The 20,367-nt window shown below is 45.4% G+C and carries 15 protein-coding genes; 6 read left to right on the forward strand and 9 right to left on the reverse strand.

Going from position 1 to position 20,367, the window contains the following annotated elements; genetic code table 11:
- Positions 1-26: 26 nt before the first annotated feature.
- Together glpD and J8Z23_RS12475 are read left to right on the forward strand one after the other, a co-directional pair.
- Positions 27-1,586, forward strand: a complete 1,560-nt coding sequence (glpD, locus tag J8Z23_RS12470; protein ID WP_301659758.1) for a glycerol-3-phosphate dehydrogenase — start codon at positions 27-29, stop codon at positions 1,584-1,586.
- A gap of 287 nt (positions 1,587-1,873) precedes the next feature.
- On the forward strand, positions 1,874-2,827 hold the full coding sequence (locus tag J8Z23_RS12475; protein WP_012841472.1) for a CorA family divalent cation transporter: 954 nt from the start codon (positions 1,874-1,876) through the stop codon (positions 2,825-2,827).
- Between the two features lie 72 nt (positions 2,828-2,899).
- Here the strand turns inward: J8Z23_RS12475 and J8Z23_RS12480 are convergent, their stop codons facing one another.
- Positions 2,900-4,084 (reverse strand): NnrS family protein, encoded by a 1,185-nt coding sequence (locus J8Z23_RS12480; protein ID WP_301569972.1) that lies wholly within the window; start codon positions 4,082-4,084, stop codon positions 2,900-2,902.
- Between the two features lie 184 nt (positions 4,085-4,268).
- Between J8Z23_RS12480 and J8Z23_RS12485 the strand changes: the two genes are divergently transcribed.
- Positions 4,269-4,820 (forward strand): gamma-glutamylcyclotransferase family protein, encoded by a 552-nt coding sequence (locus J8Z23_RS12485; RefSeq protein WP_134647118.1) that lies wholly within the window; start codon positions 4,269-4,271, stop codon positions 4,818-4,820.
- A 69-nt stretch (positions 4,821-4,889) separates the two neighbouring features.
- On the opposite strand, the gene J8Z23_RS12490 is transcribed toward J8Z23_RS12485, so the two are convergent.
- Positions 4,890-5,222 carry a tRNA-binding protein gene (locus J8Z23_RS12490; protein WP_005494151.1) on the reverse strand — a complete coding sequence of 111 codons (333 nt, stop codon included), beginning with the start codon at positions 5,220-5,222 and terminating at the stop codon, positions 4,890-4,892.
- 176 nt (positions 5,223-5,398) lie between these two features.
- On the opposite strand from J8Z23_RS12490, the gene J8Z23_RS12495 reads away from it, so the two are divergent.
- Entirely contained in the window at positions 5,399-6,397 is a 999-nt protein-coding gene (locus J8Z23_RS12495) for a substrate-binding domain-containing protein (protein ID WP_301659760.1), read from the forward strand.
- A gap of 15 nt (positions 6,398-6,412) precedes the next feature.
- Here the strand turns inward: J8Z23_RS12495 and J8Z23_RS12500 are convergent, their stop codons facing one another.
- The 7 genes from J8Z23_RS12500 to galE all read right to left on the reverse strand — a co-directional run bounded on the left by J8Z23_RS12500 (position 6,413) and on the right by galE (position 15,555).
- The gene (locus J8Z23_RS12500) at positions 6,413-7,129 is read right to left on the reverse strand and encodes a 3'-5' exonuclease (protein ID WP_434633751.1); all 717 of its coding nucleotides are present in this window, start codon (positions 7,127-7,129) and stop codon (positions 6,413-6,415) included.
- Positions 7,119-8,960: a DUF294 nucleotidyltransferase-like domain-containing protein gene (locus tag J8Z23_RS12505; RefSeq protein ID WP_301659761.1), complete on the reverse strand. Its 1,842-nt coding sequence runs from the start codon at positions 8,958-8,960 to the stop codon at positions 7,119-7,121. The genes J8Z23_RS12500 and J8Z23_RS12505 overlap by 11 nt, the downstream gene beginning before the upstream one ends.
- A gap of 63 nt (positions 8,961-9,023) precedes the next feature.
- Positions 9,024-10,655 (reverse strand): sodium/sugar symporter, encoded by a 1,632-nt coding sequence (locus J8Z23_RS12510; RefSeq protein ID WP_053305587.1) that lies wholly within the window; start codon positions 10,653-10,655, stop codon positions 9,024-9,026.
- Between the two features lie 399 nt (positions 10,656-11,054).
- Positions 11,055-12,119, reverse strand: coding sequence for a galactose-1-epimerase (gene galM / locus J8Z23_RS12515; RefSeq protein ID WP_301659762.1), 1,065 nt, complete (start codon positions 12,117-12,119; stop codon positions 11,055-11,057).
- A gap of 9 nt (positions 12,120-12,128) precedes the next feature.
- Positions 12,129-13,289 (reverse strand): galactokinase, encoded by a 1,161-nt coding sequence (gene galK / locus J8Z23_RS12520; protein WP_208871195.1) that lies wholly within the window; start codon positions 13,287-13,289, stop codon positions 12,129-12,131.
- A gap of 109 nt (positions 13,290-13,398) precedes the next feature.
- Positions 13,399-14,451: a UDP-glucose--hexose-1-phosphate uridylyltransferase gene (locus J8Z23_RS12525; protein WP_140064431.1), complete on the reverse strand. Its 1,053-nt coding sequence runs from the start codon at positions 14,449-14,451 to the stop codon at positions 13,399-13,401.
- Positions 14,452-14,535: 84 nt separating this feature from the next.
- Positions 14,536-15,555, reverse strand: coding sequence for a UDP-glucose 4-epimerase GalE (galE, locus tag J8Z23_RS12530; protein ID WP_301659786.1), 1,020 nt, complete (start codon positions 15,553-15,555; stop codon positions 14,536-14,538).
- A gap of 379 nt (positions 15,556-15,934) precedes the next feature.
- On the opposite strand from galE, the gene ebgR reads away from it, so the two are divergent.
- The gene (gene ebgR / locus J8Z23_RS12535; RefSeq protein ID WP_005494135.1) at positions 15,935-16,921 is read left to right on the forward strand and encodes a transcriptional regulator EbgR; all 987 of its coding nucleotides are present in this window, start codon (positions 15,935-15,937) and stop codon (positions 16,919-16,921) included.
- Between the two features lie 347 nt (positions 16,922-17,268).
- Positions 17,269-20,367: a beta-galactosidase subunit alpha gene (ebgA, locus tag J8Z23_RS12540; RefSeq protein WP_301659763.1), complete on the forward strand. Its 3,099-nt coding sequence runs from the start codon at positions 17,269-17,271 to the stop codon at positions 20,365-20,367.

A 20,367-nucleotide genomic window follows, 5' to 3' on the forward strand; every position in this document is an offset into this window, starting at 1 on the left:
CGTTCGCTCACCAAGAGGTCAAATTTATGAGTATACAAAAAAATACTTCCACTACTAGCTCATCCACTACCTTAGACTTGATCGTAATTGGTGGCGGCATTAACGGGGCTGGTATTGCGGCAGACGCAGCTGGCCGCGGTTTGAGTGTTGGCTTATACGAAGCAAATGACTTCGCGTCCGCTACTTCTTCGGCAAGTTCTAAACTGATCCACGGCGGTTTACGCTACCTTGAACACTATGAGTTTCGTTTGGTTTCGGAAGCGCTCGCAGAACGTGAAGTTATTCTTCGCAAAGCGCCTCACGTTGCACTACCAATGCGTTTCCGTTTGCCTCATCGCCCATTCCTACGCCCAGCTTGGATGATTCGCTGTGGTCTGTTCCTTTACGATAACTTGGGTAAACGTACGACTCTGCCAGGCAGCAAAACCGTCAACTTAGCGAAATCGGGCTTGCTAAAACCAGAAATGAAAACCGGTTTCGAATACTCTGACTGTTGGGTTGATGACGCGCGTTTAGTATTACTTAACGTTCTGGCTGCTCGTGAAAACCATGCAGAAGTACGTAACTACTGCCGCGTAGAAAAAGCACACCGTGAAGGTGGTATCTGGCATGTCACAATTCATGACGTGATGACAGACCAACGTTTCGAACGCAAAGCAAAAGCACTAGTAAACGCAGCTGGCCCTTGGGTAAAACAGTTCTTTGATGATGGATTAGAGCAAGCCTCTCCTCGTAACATTCGCTTAATCAAAGGCTCGCACATCGTTGTTCCTCGTATCCACAACGAACCGCAAGCCTACATTCTTCAAAACAAAGACAACCGCATCGTATTTATGATTCCTTACTTAGATAAGTTCTCAATCATTGGTACAACAGATGTGGAATACAAAGGTGACCCACGCGAAGTGGCAATCTCAGATGACGAAGTCGATTACCTCATCGACATCGTAAACCAACACTTTGTCCACCAGCTGACTCGCGAAGATGTGGTTTGGACATACAGCGGTGTTCGTCCTTTATGTGACGATGAATCTGACTCTCCGCAAGCGATCACACGAGACTACACGCTAGAACTCGATGCGGAATACGACCATGCACCTCTGCTTTCTGTCTTTGGTGGTAAGCTGACGACCTACCGTAAGCTGGGTGAAGCGGCAATGAAAAAGCTGGCTCCTTTCCTACCAGAGATGGGAAGCGACTGGACGGCAAATCAAACCCTACCTGGTGGTAACTTCAGCTGTAGTCGTGAACAATTAGCTAAACAAATTCATGCTAAATACGCTTGGGCGCCAGAAGCATTGATTCTTCGTTACGTGACACAATTTGGTACCCAAACGTGGAACTTAATGGAAGGCACAGCAAGCGAAGCTGACCTTGGACACGCGTTCTCATCGCAAGCCGGCGGTGTTTACCAACGTGAGATCGACTACTTAATGAACCATGAAATGGCAATGACCGATGAAGACATTTTGTGGCGTCGTACCAAGCTTGGTCTGTACATGAACGACGAAGAAAAGCTGGCTTTATCGGACTATTTAAAAGAAAAGCTACAGCAGAAAGTGGTTAATCTTTCTCAAGTTGGCTAGCTGCTCCTCCCCTCCCCACTAGAAAGCCTGCCTCGCTGCAGGCTTTTTTATTTTGCTGTTTTTACACCACACTTTGGCTTGCTTCACTTGATTACAAATAAGAGCAACTATTCATAGACATTTAACGTTAAATGCAATCATACTCATTTAAATAATTATCCCTGAATAACTTCATGGCGCTGGGTTCAGAACGTTATCACTGATGCACTTCCCGGAAAATAATGCAGCGGAAGAGCACAGGCTCTTTCCGAGTTATTTGGGGAAAGGCTCAGACAAGGAAAAAGAAAATGGGTTTTATGATTGAACATTGGGATTTTTCAACCCCAGAAGCAACTCAGCAATCCACAACGGCGGAGCAGATTCAAGCCAAACATTGGTACCATTGTGAGCGGCTGCATCCCGATATTCGGGGCTGGCTAGAACAAAACCAAGTGCCACGTGCCACTGTTGATCACCTGTTAGCCGACGAGAGCCGACCGTCTTTCCACCCTTTGGATGACGAGAACTTCATGTTGATTTTACGAGGCGTCAATATGAATGGCGATGCTTCACCAGAAGACATGCTCAGTATTCGAATTCTCTATTTTCAAGGGGCACTGATTTCAACACGTAAGATCCCATCGCGTGCCATCATGGAAATTCGTCAAGCATTGGCGGAACACAAAGGTCCGAAAAGCCTTGCTGGTTTACTTCATCAGATTATTGAAGGATTAAATAGCAAAATAGACGTTTACCTCGATACGATTGAAGAGACGTTAAACCAGTTTGATGTGAATGATGAATCGACGTACAAGCATATGGCGACTCAAAAAGCGCTTATCTCCATCAAACGTTTTATTCGCCCTCAGCAATATGCTATTCGTGATCTCGTTGAATCAGAGTCCGAGCTGGTGGCTTTAAGGCCCCATCAATATCGCTTCGCCCACAATAATATTACGCGCATAAATGAAACACTTGAGTTTTATCTTGGAGAAGTCGCTCTCTTTCAAGAAGAAATCAAACATCATCGTGACGAGAAAACTAATAAAAACAGTTATCTATTTACCTTGGTGGCGACTATTTTCTTGCCAACCAGCTTCCTAACAGGTTTGCTTGGCATCAACATTGGCGGTATGCCAGGCGTGGAATCCGCCATGGCGTTCACCTGGTTCTGTATCGCTTTAATTGTCATCTTTGCTCTAGAGTGGTGGCTATTCAAACGTTTGGGGTTCACGAATAAAACGGACGACGAAGACGAATAAGCGCTAATCCTATAAAGAACAAAAATCAAAAGAGGAGCGCGCGGCTCCTCTTTCTCTACTCACATTAGAGCCCTATCCGGGATGACCATCAACGCGAGGTGTAATAAGCATCACGCCAAAGCGCCACACAAACAGGCCAAATGCGACAATCCATAACCCGCCGCTGATATCAATCCACAGCATCATATTGGCAGGGTCAAATATCACGGCAAAACTGCGAACCAAAGCTGCCGCGGTAATCGCCGCAAACGCAAAGCTCATGTTCGGACCTTTGTAGATCATGCGACCAGTATGTCCCATCGTCACGCGCGCGATCATCGCCAAAATCAAACCGCCTAATGCACCTATCGCAAACAGGTGAATCAGGTTATGGCTAGCAAATGCGTCTCCCCAAGCACCTCGTAAAATTAAGCTTAGTGGCAAACACAAATACGCAGCATGCAGCGACCACACTAAAGGCTCGCTCAGGGTTAACCAAGGTTTCCAGCGAACAAAACGCACCAACTGAGCAACTCCTGCAAACAGCATCAACGGATTGCCTAATTCTGCAAACGTCACAGGGAAAAAGCTCAGCACAAATAGCATTACCAACGGCAAGTTCGCTAACCATTCTAACCAAGCCAATGGTTGCGCTTTTTCGAAATTAAATCGACGCGCAGTAAAGAATGGAATCACACGCCCGCCCATGACCGACAGCAACAACGTAAACCACCACAACATCGCCTGCCATACAGCAGAAGAGCTAAACGGCGGCATACCTTTTATTGTTGCGTAGCTTGCAAAGTTCGCAAAAATGGCCAAAAGAAACAGCGGCACAAAAAACAGATTACGCCAACCTTTGGCTCGATAAACACGAATGCCTACCTCATACGCAACAAACAGTAAAAATACCGCTTCAATGCTGCTGGTTAACCATAACGGCGCTGGCGTCCAAAGCAATATTCGGGGCGCGAGCCATAAGCCAAATAAGACCAAAAGCGTGTAATGCTTGGTGCCATTAATGCCAGTCCAGTTTTGTACCGCGGTCAGTACAAAGCCAACTACGATTGCCATCGAAAAGCCGAACAACATTTCATGAACGTGCCACCATAATGCCGGTACAGTTAATGCGTTTGGCTGTCCGCTCTGGAACATCCACACCCACAACGCGATCGCAACAATGGCGTAAATCGACCCAAACAGAAAAAACGGCCGAAAGCCTAATCGCAGCCATGCGGGGATTTTTTCTTCCACTTTTTTATCGGTGATATTCAGCATTATCTTGCCCTCAAGCGTCTCTTGATGCTGGTTAACTCAACTACAATATTGATGCTACCACAAACATGCATAAAAAATACATGTTAAGAGTTAAGATTATACTTAAGAGGTAAAGTTGTGCTTCAGAGGCGGGTTAGGTATAAACGGTGAGAGACACAACCATCAGTTAAGGGATGCAACGAAGATGTACATATTTGGCTATGGCAGTTTGATTAATTCTGCGTCACGTAAGTTAACCGGACAAACGGGAGAAGCCATTCCCGTCATTGCTCATGGACTGGTGCGATACTGGGGAAAGATTGATGACAGCTACACTCTGTCTCCTCTGGTTGTAAACCAAGGCGATGGGCAGGTCAACGGCGTTTTACTCGAAGTGAATGAAGAGGCTCTCGCAGAATTCGATCGCCGTGAGCGTGGTTATCATCGTATTCAAATTCAGCCAGATCAAATCGAATCGGACGCGAACTTTAACCAAGAACATAGCATCTGGGTTTACGTAAAAGACGAGCCATTACCACCGTGCGTAAAAAGCCCAATCATGCAAAGCTATGTCGATACCGTGCTAGCAGGTTGCTTGGAAGTATCTCATGCGTTTGCAGAGCATTTTGTGCGTCACACCATTGGCTGGCAACACGCAAAAGAAAATGACCGCCACCAACCTAAATATGGCAACCTTGCAGGCGTGCAAGAGCATCATTACGAGTTGATTGATAATCTGATTGCCCAAAATTCGTAGCTCAATCCCATCTGTAAAAACAGCTCTAAACTAAGAGCTGTTTTTACAATAGAGCGACCAGTGAACTGATTAAACAATTCTCACCCCAGTCGGCATCGCTCTTTCTGGCGTAAGCAACACACTTTCGGACTCATCATCCGTTTCTGCGCACAACAACATACATTCAGAGGTTTCGCCGCGCATTTTGGCTTTGGCAAGATTACACAACACGACCACTTGTTTGCCCATCAACTCTTCCTCGGTGTAATAAGGTACTAAGCTGGTTACGGTTTGCAGTGTTTTTTCACCAATATCAATTTGCACAATGTACAGCTTGTCTGCATTTTGATGACGAGCCACTTCAATGATTTTTCCGGTACGAATTTCCAGTTTGGCAAAATCAGAGTAAGCGATAGTTTCCATAATTAAAACCTCAGTAAATTTTTACTAAAAAGATAACATTTACACTATCAATAAGCTTAATAAATACAAATGGTAAAGATCTCATTTCCGAAAGCAAATTCCCTATCAAATTGCACTTATTACACAATGGGTGTTTAATACTTCCAGTCAAAATTTTTAGCCACTAAAGGTTCTATATGGCAACGATCAAGGATGTCGCGAAAGAAGCCGGTGTTTCGGTCGCAACGGTTTCTCGCGTGATCAACAAGTCCCCAAAAGCCAGTCAATCATCGGTAGAGTCGGTCACCAAAGCAATGAGCAAATTGGGTTACAGACCCAATGCCGCAGCTCGCGCACTGGTGAGTCAAAGCACAAATACCATGGGTGTGTTGGTGAGTGATGTGTCCGATCCTTTCTTCGGCACGCTGGTCAAATCCGTCGATAATATCGCGCGCGAAAATGGCAAACATATCTTGATTGGCAACGGGTATCACAATCCAGATGATGAGCGTCAAGCCCTAGAATTGCTGATCAACAGCCGTTGCGATGCAATAGTCATCCACTCGAAAGGCTTATCTGATGAGGATCTAATTGGCTACGCCCAAGAAGTAAAAGGTATGGTGCTTATCAATCGTCATATCCCAGAGCTGGCTGAACGCTGTATTTCCCTTGATAACCGCAAAGGAGCATTCCTCGCGACAGAATATTTAATTCGTCACGGGCATCGCAAAATCGCTTGCATTGCCTCATCCCACGATATCGAAGATACCGATGAGCGATTGCAAGGTTACCAAGCAGCATTGAAAGAACATGGTATTGAACTCTCCAAAAGCTACATCGAATACGGTGAACCCAACAGTGATGGTGGCGAAGTTGCGATGACCAACCTGTTAACCAAATCTTTGGAGATTACTGGAGTGGTGGCCTACAACGACTACATGGCCGCTGGCGCACTCGCAGCGTTAGATCAAAATGGCATTGACGTACCAAGTAAGGTTTCTATGGTCGGGTTCGATGATGGCTTGATCGCCCGCTTTGTTCACCCTAGCTTGACTACTATTCGCTACCCAATCGAGATGATGGCAGAACGCGCCGCCCGTTTGGCTTTGATGCTGTCTCGTGACGAAAAAGTTGAAGATGAAACCATTATTTTTAGCCCAACTTTAGTACGAAGAAACTCTGTCGAGCGTTGTTGATGTATGCGTTAAATGTTAGCGCGAAGCATTAACTAAAACATGTAATGGCGCAGATGAAAGGCCAAACAAGCAATTAATCTGTGCTAGATATAGTTCGGCAGTCGCTATCGCATCATTTAGTGCGTTATGGGCTTGATATGTTGGTAGGTTGAGTTCCTTTCGAATTGAACTTAACCGCCAGTCAGACCGAGTAGGTCTCAGTTGGGAGCGATATTGCTCGATTTTTAATGTATCTAACCATATTAATGGCAACTTCAAATTCTGGTACTTCATCTTGATGTATTGCTCTAAAAACCTCTGCTCCATAATGCAGCCATGTGCAACAAGAATTTTACCAGCAATTACATCCAGCAACTGAGTGAAAGCAGCTTGTTCTGAAATCCCCGATACATGCAACGTTTCAGGCCTAATATGGTGAACTTTGACTGACTCATGACAAATATCAATTGCATGATTAATGAAGACATGACGTGCACTATTTAGACGAATATTGCTGTTTCGAATTTCTACCCATCCAATACTGATTACTCTATCTACTTCAGGATTAAATCCTGTCGTTTCAAAGTCCAAGACTAACGTGTCTAACTCTCTAGCATCCGATAAAGCGCCAGGTAGAGGCGTATTTCCTATAGAGTTAAATACATCTGGCAAGCTAGATTTTTCTAGTTCTCTGCGCACCTGTTCTAGATGTTCAATTGACTGGAATGAGTAGCCAAACATACTAAGAGCCAAATTTCATTTTTAACGTGTCTTGATAACCGCGTATTATGCGAAAAGCATCTTTGAGGTGTTGTCTTTCAAAGCTGCCAAAATGCTCAGGAAATATAGCATTCGTTACTGGCTTTCCACCTTGTAAGCATTGCAGCTGATGTGAGTAACGTAATTGCGTTACATAACGATAAGTCCCTATCAAGTCTTGATGTGAAGTGCTATTAATCAATCCTGTATCATACGCAAAATCGAATCTTTCTTCCGTTGACAACATTCCTCCGCCTTTATGAAGAGCATAAATTCTAGCGATATCGACCAACAGACCAACCGCAGACTTTTTAATATTCAGCGATTTCTCGTTGTGACCATTGTTTTCTAACACTAAGTTATTGAATATCCCTAGTGGTGGACGGTGTGATATTAAATTTCTAACTAAGGCTGCGATTAAATGAGGGTTATTTTTGGTACACCGCTCGCGTTCACTATTTAGTTCATCAAATAGTGACCTATCCCCGGAAATAAAGCGCACTTCAAGAAAGACATTAAGATTTAGTAACATATTGTATTCTGGATTGTTTGCCCATTTTCTGTAGAGCTGCTTCCAGATGAATAATGGCTGATTCCACGTTGGTGTAGCCGCCATAAAACGCCCATTACACAAAGGGTACCCGCATTCCGCTAATCCTTTACATATATACATAGCAAAATGTCGAAAATAAATTCGGTCACTTTCTGTTGCTGAGTCATCAAGTACTAAAGCGTTATCTTGATCAGAACCTAAGTGAACCTCTCCTCTCGCATGCGAACCCGCCGCTAACCAAGCATAATTACAAGGAGGTAAACCCACGTTTCTTTCTGCTAATTTAATCAATCGACAGGTAAAGGCATCATAGATCATCATTAAAACTTGCCCAACTACATTGGCTGGCAAATGCGATTCTATCATCGCCTCAAACACTGCCTGACGTTCTTTTACTAACAATGAAAGCGACTCTAAGCTATTACACTTACTGATTTTTTCAATCAAAAAAACAGCCTGGATGCCATGCCTCTGAACTAACTCTTGAGGGCTAATCAAACCTAAAACTTGTTTATTTTTGTCAAGAACAGGGATGTTACGAATATTGTGTTTCATCATCAGATTGAACACAGAAATCACAGGCTCATTTTGGTCAACACTCTGAGGATGAGCGTTCATAATATCCTCAACAGGTCTATAGATATTAAACGCCTCAGCAACCACTCTACTTGTCATGTCAGTCTCGGTAACCACTCCAACCAATGCATTGTCATTGGTAACCAAGGCACAAGTGCAGCCTTTTTTACTCATGATTTGTGCCACTTGCTGGATACTTTGGTTTTTATGCACCACCACAACATTATGATTGGCTAAATCTTTAGCCCTTTTAAAAAACAGGCTTTTTTCTGCTTGTGAATACTGTGCATTAATACTTGAAGTGAGACGTTGACTTGCACGGATTGCAATCTGGTTAACAACATTTTCAAAATTCGAAACTTCTTTTAGTAAGAACGCATAATTAATTTTATATATTAAACAATTTTCAATGGTTTTTACTTTATATTTATCCTGTTCTAAATTAAATCCAAATACATCATTTTCGCCTAATCTAGCTCTTAATTCACCATTAGGAAATCTCTGTTCGATAACTCCAGCTCGAATAATATATAAATTTTTTCCTTCAGGCATAACTAAGGAGACACTCTCTCCCTTTCCCCAATAAACAATATCTGTGTTCGTAGCGATAGCATCAAGAACATGGTCAGGAAGTAAATGAAATGGCTCTATCGTTTTCAAAAAAGAAACGACATTTGGCAGCAAGGTTGAATCCATATGACACTCTTTTAATTAGAAAAACTCCGCTCAAAAAAGAGCGGAGTATAATAAAGAATGGTTTTACCAGAACAATGTATATAACACTGCCAAAACAATCATTATGCCGTAAGAAGCGATATTAAAGCTTCGATCTGTTACAAACATCGATGATGTAACACTAATACCTTTAGGATCATCATCATTAATTGATGTGCTCAAACTTGTAAATGCGATAACAACCATTGTAAACAATAATGTGTATAGCATTTGATCCATAAATGGCATGGAAAGTGGCATAAATTTCAAGAACAAGGCAAATGGTATTGATGCTACTACACCAATAATAGCCCCTTTACTGGTTGTTTTCTTCCAAAATAAGCCAAGTAAGAATACAGCCAAAATTCCAGGGCTAACTAAACCTGTATATTCTTGGATGTATTGGAATGCTTGGCCAATACCACCTAACATTGGAGCAATTAGGCAGGCAATAATTAGTGCCACCACAGCTGCAGTACGCCCAACATTCACCAACTTGTGGTCACCTGAGTCAGGAGAGATATACTCTTTGTAAATATCCATAGTGAAGATAGTGGCTGTTGAGTTAAGCATTGATGCTAGTGAAGAAACAATTGCAGCAGCAAGAGCCGCAAAAACAACACCTTTAACACCAACAGGCAAGAACTGAGTTAGCCAAGGGTATGCTTTATCCGCATGAGCAGCACTTGGAAGGTTTGTTGCTGCAATATCACCAAGGCTTGCCATTAGTTTTGGGTCCGAAGTAATAACGTAAGCGGCAATACCTGGCAATACCACCAGAAACGGAACGATAAGTTTCAAAAATGCAGCAAAAACAATACCTTTCTGAGCTTCCGATACTGATTTTGCAGCAAGCGTTCTTTGAATAATGTACTGGTTAAATCCCCAATAGTATAAGTTTGCTACCCAAAGACCACCAATTAATACGGCAATACCAGGAAGGTTCATGTATTGTGGATTACTTTGATCCAAGATCATCTCAAAGTGGCCTGGAGCGGCATCGACCATTTTAGACAACCCAGCGAACCAACCGTCCGTACCACCAATAAAGCTCACTGCCATGTAGGTAGTCATAAAACCACCCAAAACTAAGAAGAACACTTGGATGACATCGGTCCATACTACTGCCGATAAACCTCCGTAAATTGAGTACACCAACGCAAATAGCGCAAGACCTAGAATTGAGTACATCAACGGAATACCCAAAATGGTTTCGAGAGCCAAACCACCCAAATACAGTACTGAAGTTAGGTTTACAAAAATGTACAAGGAAATCCAAAAAACGGCCAAAATTGTTTTTAGTTTTTTATTGAAGCGTTTTTCAACAAATTCGGGAATGGTATAGATTCCTTTTTCAATGAAAATAGGTAGAAAGTACTTACCAACAATAATCAATGTTATTGCCGACATCCATTCATAAGATGCGATAGCCAAGCCGATTGAATAGCCTGAACCAGACATTCCTATAAATTGTTCCGCAGAAATATTTGCAGCAATTAGCGAAGCACCGACAGCCCACCAAGGCAAAGATTTTCCCGCCAAGAAATAATCTTCCGTACTTTTCTGAGTGCCTTTTTTATCACGAGATACCCAAAGTCCGACCCCAATGATAATTGCGACATAAATGGCGAAGACCATTATGTCGATAAAGCTTAGACCATGTTCTATATTCGACATCAGTTTCATCCTGTAGTTTTGTTTACGCCGCAAAGTGTAAACGTTACCACTCAAATGAAATGCAACTCAAATCACACATATTGATACATATTACGCTAAAAACCTTATAACGAGCTAAAGATCACAAATATTAAGAGAAGTGTCATTTAATTAAAACACTCTAAAATCAACAAAAATGTAAACGATAACAACAAAGGTAAAACGAAGATTAATAAGTAGGAAATTACGGGGATCATCCACCGTACAGTATTGTGTCGAAAGTGAGGTAAGTGATTTAAACTTCCTAGTAAAAATACATATCAAAAACAAAAAAGGTGGGCATGTAGCCCACCATAACACCCAAAGTCGTTGGAGTTGCAGCATCGCTGCCGCTGCAAGTTCAAAGGGCAGAAGTGCTATCTAAAATTCAAACTGATAAGTAGTTTGATGCTGATAGCAATCCCCAGAGCTCAACACCCCATTGTTGAGTCCCCATTCTGGTTTGTTTGGCCCGTCTGGAAAGTATTGCGTTTCCAATGCTAGGCCGTCATAGCGTTCGTAAGTTTTACTTGCACCTGGCGTACCGGCTAAGAAATTCCCTGAATAAAACTGGATGGCAGGTTTGGTGGTTTTCACCTTCATCACCACATCTTCTTTTGGTGCAATTACAACCGCAGCGACAGACACGCCATCAGTCACTTCAGGCATGAAGACAAAGGCGTGATCGTAGCCACCAGCAGTTTTCTGATCTTGCTCGGCAAGAAATTCTTGGCCAATCGATTTTGGCTCGGTGAAGTCGAAACTGGTACCCGAAACTGGCTTTTGTTCACCGGAAGGAATTAACCCCGCATCTGTTGGCAAGTAATACCCAGCGTTAAGCTGTAAAGTATGATCCAAACTTTTCGCGCGGCTCGCCTCACCAGCCAAGTTAAAGTAGGCGTGATTGGTTAAATTCACTGGAGATGTTTTGTCGGTCTTAGCATCATAGGCGATAGCTAGTTCATTCTCGTCAGTGAGCGTGTACGTCACCTTCACATCGAGATTTCCCGGATAGCCTTGGTCACCGTCCGGGGAGCGAAGTGAAAAAGTGACCTGTTGATCATTTTGCTCTTCAACCTTCCAGCGGCGTTTATCAAACCCTTCCAGCCCACCGTGCAGTGAGTTTTCACCGTTATTGATACCAAGTTGATACTTCTCTCCGTCTATCTCAAACTGCCCTTTCGCAATTCGGTTAGCAAAGCGGCCAACAATGGAACCAAAGTAAGCGTCTTGCTTCATGTGTTCAGCCATATTTGGTGAGCGCAACAACACTTCACGGTTTTGACCATTTACCGGTAATGTGCAACTCAACCACGTCGCACCGATATCCATAAACGACGCCGTCATACCATTCGCGTTGGTCAAATGAATCAGAGTCGCAGTTTGGCCATCAAACGACGGCGTTTGCGCCATCGCTTGTTCTAGTTGTTGAAAATAGGCTTTCATCATCATTCCTTACAGCACTTCAACCAAACCCGCACCATTTTTAGCTTGGCAAACATAAATCGACTCTTTTAAGCCCGTAGCCGCTTGGTACTTCGCTTCAACTGCCGCTTTCACATCATCAACCAGTGCTGGCGGTACAAGTGCCACGATGCAACCACCAAAGCCACCGCCGGTCATGCGCACGCCGCCTTGATCGACGATCACCTCTTTGACTATCTCCACCAGCGTATCGATTTCTTTTACCGTAATTTCGAAATCATCGCGCATCGAGGCATGAGACTCGGCCATCAGCTCGCCCATACGCTTCATGTCGTGTGCTCGTAGCGCTTGTGCCGCTTCCACAGTACGATCATTTTCTGTGATGACGTGACGTGCACGCTTGGCCACCATTTCATCCAGCTCAGCGACTTTCTCGTTGAGCTGCTCAATCGTCACATCACGCAAAGCTTTCACACCGAAAATACGCGCCGCTTCTTCACATTGCTGACGACGAGTGTTGTATTCGCTGTCGACCAAACCACGTTTTTTATTCGAGTTGATGATCACGACTGCCATGTCTTCTGGCATAGAGACCGCTTCTGTTTCAAGGCTACGGCAATCTAATAGCATCGCATGATTTTCACGCCCTTCCGCTGAAATCATTTGATCCATGATGCCGCAGTTGCAACCGACGAATTCGTTCTCAGCTTGCTGACCGTTTAACGCAATTTCGGCTTGGCTGATCTCAAGATTGAACAGCACTTTGAACGTCTGGCCAATCACCACTTCCAACGCCGCCGATGAGCTCAAACCCGCGCCTTGAGGTACGTTACCGCTGACTGAAATATCCGCCCCAGTAAACTGGTAGCCACGCGCCAGAAGACACTTCACCACGCCGCGAATGTAGTTCGCCCACATTTTGTCTTGCTGGAAGGTAATGGCTTGCGTGATATCGAATTCGTCCACTGCGTTACCGTAATCGACCGACACCACACGCACGATATTGTCTTCACGCTTTGCAGCCGCCACAACCGTTTGGTAGTTAATGGCACACGGTAGGACAAAACCATCGTTGTAATCGGTGTGCTCACCAATCAAGTTCACACGACCAGGCGCTTGAATAATATGGCTAGGTGCGTAGCCCAACACTTGCTCAAATGACGCTTTCACATTTTGGATAAGTTCAGACATAGGGACGTTCTCTTAAAATAGTAATTTGTGTGGGATAGCGCGTTGAGCCTAACTTTCTATCTGTAAAGTCGCGCTATCCCGTTATTCGTAATCAGTCCAATTTAAAGACTTAGCATTCTTTGTAGTGGACATCACTCACATCACGCAGACGCTGCGCCGCTTGCTCTGCGGTGAGGTCACGTTGGCTTTCTGCCAGCATTTCGTAGCCCACCATGAACTTACGAACCGTGGCACTGCGCAGTAGTGGCGGATAAAAAAGTGCATGAAGCTGCCAATGGTCGATGTCTGTGCCTTGGTCAAAAAACGGCGCGTAGTGCCAGCCCATCGAGTAAGGGAAAGAGCATTGGAATAAATTGTCGTAACGGCTGGTCAGCTTCTTGATCGCTAGCGCTAAATCGTCTCGTTGCTCATCGCTGAGTTCGCTCATGCGACGAATGTGCGTTTTCGGCAACAACATGGTTTCGAACGGCCAAGCAGCCCAGTAAGGCACCACCGCCAGCCAGTGTTCGGTTTCCACCACGATGCGTGAGCCGTCTTTGAGTTCCGCTTGTACGTAATCCACCAGCAAGTTGCTGCCGTGTTCTTGGTAGTAGGCTTTTAGGTTGTGCTCTTTGCGCTCGATCTCATTTGGTAAGAAGCTGTTCGCCCAGATTTGACCGTGTGGATGCGGCTGAGAACAGCCCATGGTTTCACCTTTGTTTTCGAACGCCTGAACCCAAACGAACTCTTTGCCGAGCTCTTCAATTTGCTCATTCCATGTATCAATCACGCCGCGAATTTTATCCACTGGTAGTTCCGGTAAGGTCTTGCTGTGATCTGGCGAGAAGCAAATCACTCGGCTCAAACCACGCACGCCTTGCGTTTTGAATAGCGGGTTGTTTGACTCCGGTGCATCTGGTGAATCCACCATCAGCGCAGCAAAATCGTTATTGAACACATAGGTGCCTTGGTAGTCTGGATTAACATCGCCAGAGATACGTTCGTTGGTTGGACAAAGGAAACATTTACCGTCATAGCTTGGTAGCTCATCCAATGCGGGCTTTTCATCTGCGCCGCTCCAAGGGCGTTTTGCACGGTGAGGTGAAACCAAAATCCATTGCCCAGTCAGAGGGTTGTAACGGCGGTGTGGATGATCCACTGGGTTAAATTCGACATTCGACATGTTACTTACTCAACTTTTAAGAATTCTTTCATCTGCATTTCTCAATGGAATTGGAAAGTGCAGACAATAATGCGGCGACGTAAACTACGCAGGGGAATAGCCATTGGGATTTTTTGACTGCCAGTTCCACGTATCGGCGGTCATTTCAGCCACCGTGCGTGTTGCTTTCCAACCTAGTTCACGCTCTGCTTTTTCCGTGCTTGCCCAACATTCAGCAATATCCCCAGGACGACGCGGGCATAACTCGTAAGGCACTGGTTTACCGCAAGCGGCCGCGAACGCATCCACCATCTCAAGTACGCTCGAGCCTTTACCCGTACCTAAGTTGTAAATGTGCAAGCCCGAGGTTTTCCCCACCGATTTCAATGCGGCGATGTGGCCGTCGGCCAGATCCATCACATGGATGTAATCACGCACGCCAGTGCCGTCAGGGGTTGGATAGTCGCTACCGAATACCGAGAGTTTTTCTCGGCGGCCAACAGCGACTTGGGCGATAAATGGCATCAAGTTATTGGGAATGCCTTGTGGGTCTTCCCCCATGCAGCCCGATGAGTGCGCGCCAACTGGGTTGAAGTAACGCAGTAAGGTGATGCTCCAGTCGTTTTCAGCATGGAACAGATCGCTTAAGCACTGCTCCACCATATATTTGCTGCGTCCGTATGGATTGGTGGTTGAGCCTGTTGGTGAATCTTCCGTAATCGGCACTATTTCAAGGTCACCGTAAACCGTTGCCGATGAACTGAATACGATGCTTTTCACGCCCGCTTTACGCATGCTGCGCGCTAACACCAATGAGCCATTGACGTTGTTGTCGTAGTACTCAAGTGGTTTTGCCACCGATTCGCCAACCGCTTTGAGGCCAGCAAAGTGGATCACGGCTTGGATGTCGTGCTGCGCGAATACCGTATCCAAAAAGGCTTCGTCACGGATGTCACCTTGGTGGAACTCAGGCTGTTTGCCAGTCAGCGCTTCAATACGGTTTAACACGTCCAGTTTGGCGTTACACAAGTTATCAACGATGATAGGTTCCATTCCCGCTTCAATCATCTGAACGCAAGTGTGACTACCGATGTATCCCATACCGCCTGTGACAAGAACTTTCACTTTTTGCTTCTCCACGTTTGCTGCTTTCTGTTCATACCTCACTCTGATGCGCTAAAAGCCAATCGCCATTGCATCGAATCGGTACGCCCATTTCTTAACTGGCTAAAAGTCTAGCAACCAATCTCGATCCAGATCCGTGATCGAATTCAAATTGTGTAAACGTTTCCACAAAATTACAAAAAGCCTTATTTTAGATGCTGACTTTAGTTAAATTAAACCAGGAAGATGATGAGCAGTGAAGATGAGTCGAGCAGATACCGCTCTCTTTCGTGGATCGCACGATTTTACTAAAAGTTTGTGCATCCCTAAGTAGCTGTTTACAATAGCCAGATTATTGAGTTCTCACTTGGACTGTGAGCAATGCCAACGGGAAATGTACATGGCAACACTAAAAGATATCGCCACTGAAGCGGGCGTCTCACTTGCAACCGTATCGCGAGTTTTGAATGACGATCCGACGTTGAGCGTTAAAGAAGAAACCAAACGCCGCATTTTAGAAATCGCAGAAAAGCTGGAGTACCGCACCAGCAGCTCGAAGAAAGCCACCAAAGAAGCCAAGCAAAAACATCACTTTTTGGCCTTGTACAATTACAAACAAGAAGCAGAAGTGAACGACCCGTACTACTTGTCGATTCGTCATGGGATTGAAACTCAGTGCGACAAACTCGGCATTACGCTAACCAATTGCTACAACAGCGAAATTGATGTTGAAACGCAGAAGATCACGGGTGTCCTTTTAGTCGGGAAAGTCGACCAAAAGGTGGTCAATAAGTTACCTAAACGCCTAGCCGATAGCATCTGTTACATTGACTTTTCAGATCCAACTAGTCCTTACGATTGCGTTGATATCGACCTTGTAAGAATCAGCAAGCAAGTGGTTGATTTCTTTGTACAACAAGGCTACGAGCGCATCGGATTTATTGGTGGACAAGACGAACCCAACACAGCAGACATTCGTGAAAATGCGTTTGTGGACTACGGCAGTCTAAAAGGTGTGGTTTCTGAAGACGACATTTATCGTGGCGATTTCTCTAGCTTGTCCGGTTATGACTTAGCGAAAGAGATGCTGGCCAAAGGCGATTTCCCAAAAGCGATGTTCATTGCTTCGGACTCCATTGCGATTGGTGTGTTACGAGCAGTGCATGAGTTTGGTTTAAACATTCCTGATGATATTGCGCTGATCAGCGTGAACGACATTCCTACCGCGCGCTTTACCTTCCCACCTCTATCTACCGTTCGTATTCATTCTGAAATGATGGGGATTCAAGGCGTGAACTTGTTAGTAGAAAAATACCGTGACGGACGCGCACTGCCCCTTCAAGTGTACGTTCCAAGCAAGCTCAAGCTACGCGGCACAACTCGATAAAAACACCCTCAAAACTGTTCAAATAAAGCACTGAATTTTCAGTGCTTTTTTATTTCTTCTTTTATTTTCTACCGAATTTTTACTGTTTTTACTTTCCAAAACAATCTAGAACGCATTCCTTTACGCTGATCACATCTTGCTCAACATTGGTCATTTAAAACGTGACCAAGTTAAAGTAAAACGTTTTCATTAATTTATTTTAGTAAAACTTTTACTAATATCTTTCTCAGATTATTCATAAGCATTTTTCACAATACATCGGCCGTTGTTTTTGCACTGATGTTGAGCCGCGACGAAACCAATCCGGACTCCAACATAAGCGCACCAAGCCGAGGGGAGATCAAAACGTGAACAATTGGGAAAACTTCCAACACTTACACGAGAATCGTATGGCACCGCGTGCGTACTTTTTCTCCTACGACTCTGTTCAGAGCGCACAAACCTTTCAACGTGAACTGAGTCGCCGCTTTATGTTGCTCAGCGGCCAATGGACATTCTGTTATTTCACCAACCCAATGTTGGTACCTGATGAGTTTTACTCACAAACAATGAACGACTGGGGACACATTACCGTCCCAAACATGTGGCAAATGGAAGGCCACGGCGATCTGCAATACACCGATGAAGGCTTCCCATTCCCGATCGATGTCCCGTTTGTACCAACCGACAACCCAACGGGCGCTTATCAACGCACATTTACACTTGGTCCACAGTGGGATAACCAACAAACCATCATCAAGTTCGATGGCGTGGAAACCTACTTTGAAGTGTACGTAAACGGCGAGTACGTCGGCTTTAGTAAAGGCAGCCGTCTTACTGCGGAGTTCGACATTTCTGCCTACGTACACCAAGGCGAAAACTTGCTGTCTGTACGCGTGATGCAGTGGGCCGATTCCACTTACATTGAAGACCAAGACATGTGGTGGACGGCGGGGATCTTCCGTGATGTTTATCTAATCGGAAAAGAGAACGTTCACGTCCAAGATCTCACCATTCGCACCGATTTCGCCGACGATTACCAAAGTGCGACGCTCAGTGCTCAAATCGAATTGGAAAACCTTTCCACCGCTATCGCGTCTGGCTACACGCTGGAATACGCGCTGCATGACAAAGGCACTGTCGTAGCCAGTGGTCAATGCGATTCACTGACTATCCAAAACCACCACTCAACAAGCTTTGCGATTGATATGGTGAATCCAACGCATTGGACGGCAGAAAATCCTTACCTTTACCACTTGTTCATCACCTTAAAAGATCACCAAGGCAACGTAGTGGAAGTGATCCCACAACGCGTGGGTTTCCGTGACATCAAAGTGCGCGATGGCCTGTTTTACATCAACAATCAATACGTGATGCTGCATGGTGTCAACCGTCATGACAACGACCACCTAAAAGGTCGCGCAGTGGGCATGGACCGCGTGGAAAAAGATCTGATTTTGATGAAGCAACACAACATCAACTCAGTTCGCACCGCACACTACCCGAACGACCCACGCTTCTACGAGTTGTGTGATATTTACGGCCTGTTTGTGATGGCAGAAACCGATGTGGAAACCCACGGTTTTGCCAACGTTGGCGACCTGAGCCGTATCACCAATGATCCTGCTTGGGAAGCGGTGTTTGTCGATCGCGCAGTGCGTCATGTTCATGCGCAAAAGAACCACCCTTCTATCATCATGTGGTCACTCGGTAACGAATCGGGTTATGGCTGTAACATCCGTGCGATGTATACCGCGACCAAAGCAATTGATGACACCCGTTTGGTTCACTACGAAGAAGACCGCGATGCTGAAGTCGTCGATGTGATTTCGACGATGTACTCACGCGCTCAACTGATGAATTACTTTGGCGAACACCCACACGAGAAGCCACGCATTATCTGCGAATACGCACACGCGATGGGGAACGGGCCGGGTGGTCTGACGGAATACCAAAACGTGTTCTATGCGCACGACCACATTCAAGGTCACTACGTTTGGGAATGGTGTGATCACGGCATTCTAGCGCGTGATGAGCACGGCCAAGAGTTCTACAAATACGGCGGCGATTATGGCGACTACCCAAACAACTACAACTTCTGTATGGATGGTCTGATTTACCCAGATCAAACCCCGGGCCCTGGCCTGAAAGAATACAAACAAGTCATTGCACCGGTGAAAATCCGCGCCGTTGAAGGTTGCCATGACCGCTTTATCGTTGAGAACAAATTGTGGTTCACCAACCTCGATGATTACACCATTACTGCTGACGTGCGTGCCGAAGGTGAAACCCTGCGTAGCGTGCAATTCAAAGTCGAAGCTTTGGTCGCCAACAGCGAACGTAAAGTGACCATCGACTTGCCAGAATTGGATGAGCGCGAAATCTTTGTTAACTTCACCGTACGCAAAGACAGTCGCACGCTTTACAGCGAAGCCAACCATGAAATTGCGGTGTATCAATTCCAACTGAAAGAAAACACCGCGACGTTGCCTGCGTTGGTCAACCACAATGTTCAACCATTGGTACTTGAAGAAAGCCGCCTAGAGCACGTGATCACAGGTCATAACTTCACGCTCACTTTCTCCAAAGTAAACGGCAAACTGACCTCATGGCGTGTGAATGGTGAAGAGTTGATTCAATCAGAGCCAAGATTGAACTTCTTCAAACCAATGATTGATAACCACAAACAAGAGTACGAAGGGTTGTGGCACCCTGCGCATCTGCAAATCATGCAGGAACACTTCCGCACGCTGAGCGTGGAAGCGAGCGAAGATGCCATCCTGATCACCACCAGCAGCATTGTTGCGCCACCTGTGTTCGATTTTGGCATGCGTTGTACCTACCGCTACCAAATCAACGCGCAAGGCCATTTGAATGTGGAACTGAGTGGCGAGCGCTACGGCGACTACCCTCACGTGATTCCGGTCATTGGCTTGGATTTAGGCATTAACGGCAGCTTTGATCAAGTGAGTTACTACGGTCGCGGCCCTGAAGAGAACTATCAAGACAGCCGCCAAGCCAACATCATCGATCTGTACCACACCAACGTGGCCGACATGTTCGAGAACTACCCGTTCCCGCAAAACAATGGCAACCGCCAACACGTGCGATGGGCCTCACTCACCAACCGTCATGGCACAGGGTTATTGGTGAAACCTCAGCAAGAAATCAACTTCAGCGCGTGGTTCTACACCAACCAAAATCTGCATGAAGCGCAACATACGATCGAGCTAGAAAAGAGTGGCTACATCACCCTTAACCTTGACCATCAAGTGATGGGGTTAGGCTCGAACTCATGGGGCAGCGAAGTGCTCGACTCTTACCGCGTGTACATGGACGAGTTCCGTTACGGTTTGACGCTGATGCCACTGCAAGCAGGCGATTGCAACGCACACGTGATGGCAAACCATGATTTCGACAACGCGTTTTTCACTCAAACCAATACTCAACCAGTCAACGAGGCGTAA

It is taken from the genome of Vibrio sp. SCSIO 43086 (assembly GCF_051132235.1).
GTDB classification, from domain to species: Bacteria; Pseudomonadota; Gammaproteobacteria; order Enterobacterales; family Vibrionaceae; genus Vibrio; species Vibrio diabolicus.

Bases quoted from the DNA above. Each gene is read 5' to 3' on its own strand.
- J8Z23_RS12485 (WP_134647118.1), top strand. From the start codon at position 4,269: ATGTACATATTTGGCTATGGCAGTTTGATTAATTCTGCGTCACGTAAG.
- glpD (WP_301659758.1), top strand. From the start codon at position 27: ATGAGTATACAAAAAAATACTTCCACTACTAGCTCATCCACTACCTTA.
- J8Z23_RS12495 (WP_301659760.1), top strand. From the start codon at position 5,399: ATGGCAACGATCAAGGATGTCGCGAAAGAAGCCGGTGTTTCGGTCGCA.
- J8Z23_RS12480 (WP_301569972.1), bottom strand. From the start codon at position 4,084: ATGCTGAATATCACCGATAAAAAAGTGGAAGAAAAAATCCCCGCATGG.
- J8Z23_RS12510 (WP_053305587.1), bottom strand. From the start codon at position 10,655: ATGTCGAATATAGAACATGGTCTAAGCTTTATCGACATAATGGTCTTC.
- J8Z23_RS12490 (WP_005494151.1), bottom strand. From the start codon at position 5,222: ATGGAAACTATCGCTTACTCTGATTTTGCCAAACTGGAAATTCGTACC.
- J8Z23_RS12525 (WP_140064431.1), bottom strand. From the start codon at position 14,451: ATGTCGAATGTCGAATTTAACCCAGTGGATCATCCACACCGCCGTTAC.
- galM (WP_301659762.1), bottom strand. From the start codon at position 12,119: ATGAAAGCCTATTTTCAACAACTAGAACAAGCGATGGCGCAAACGCCG.
- J8Z23_RS12505 (WP_301659761.1), bottom strand. From the start codon at position 8,960: ATGGATTCAACCTTGCTGCCAAATGTCGTTTCTTTTTTGAAAACGATA.
- galK (WP_208871195.1), bottom strand. From the start codon at position 13,289: ATGTCTGAACTTATCCAAAATGTGAAAGCGTCATTTGAGCAAGTGTTG.
- ebgR (WP_005494135.1), top strand. From the start codon at position 15,935: ATGGCAACACTAAAAGATATCGCCACTGAAGCGGGCGTCTCACTTGCA.
- J8Z23_RS12475 (WP_012841472.1), top strand. From the start codon at position 1,874: ATGGGTTTTATGATTGAACATTGGGATTTTTCAACCCCAGAAGCAACT.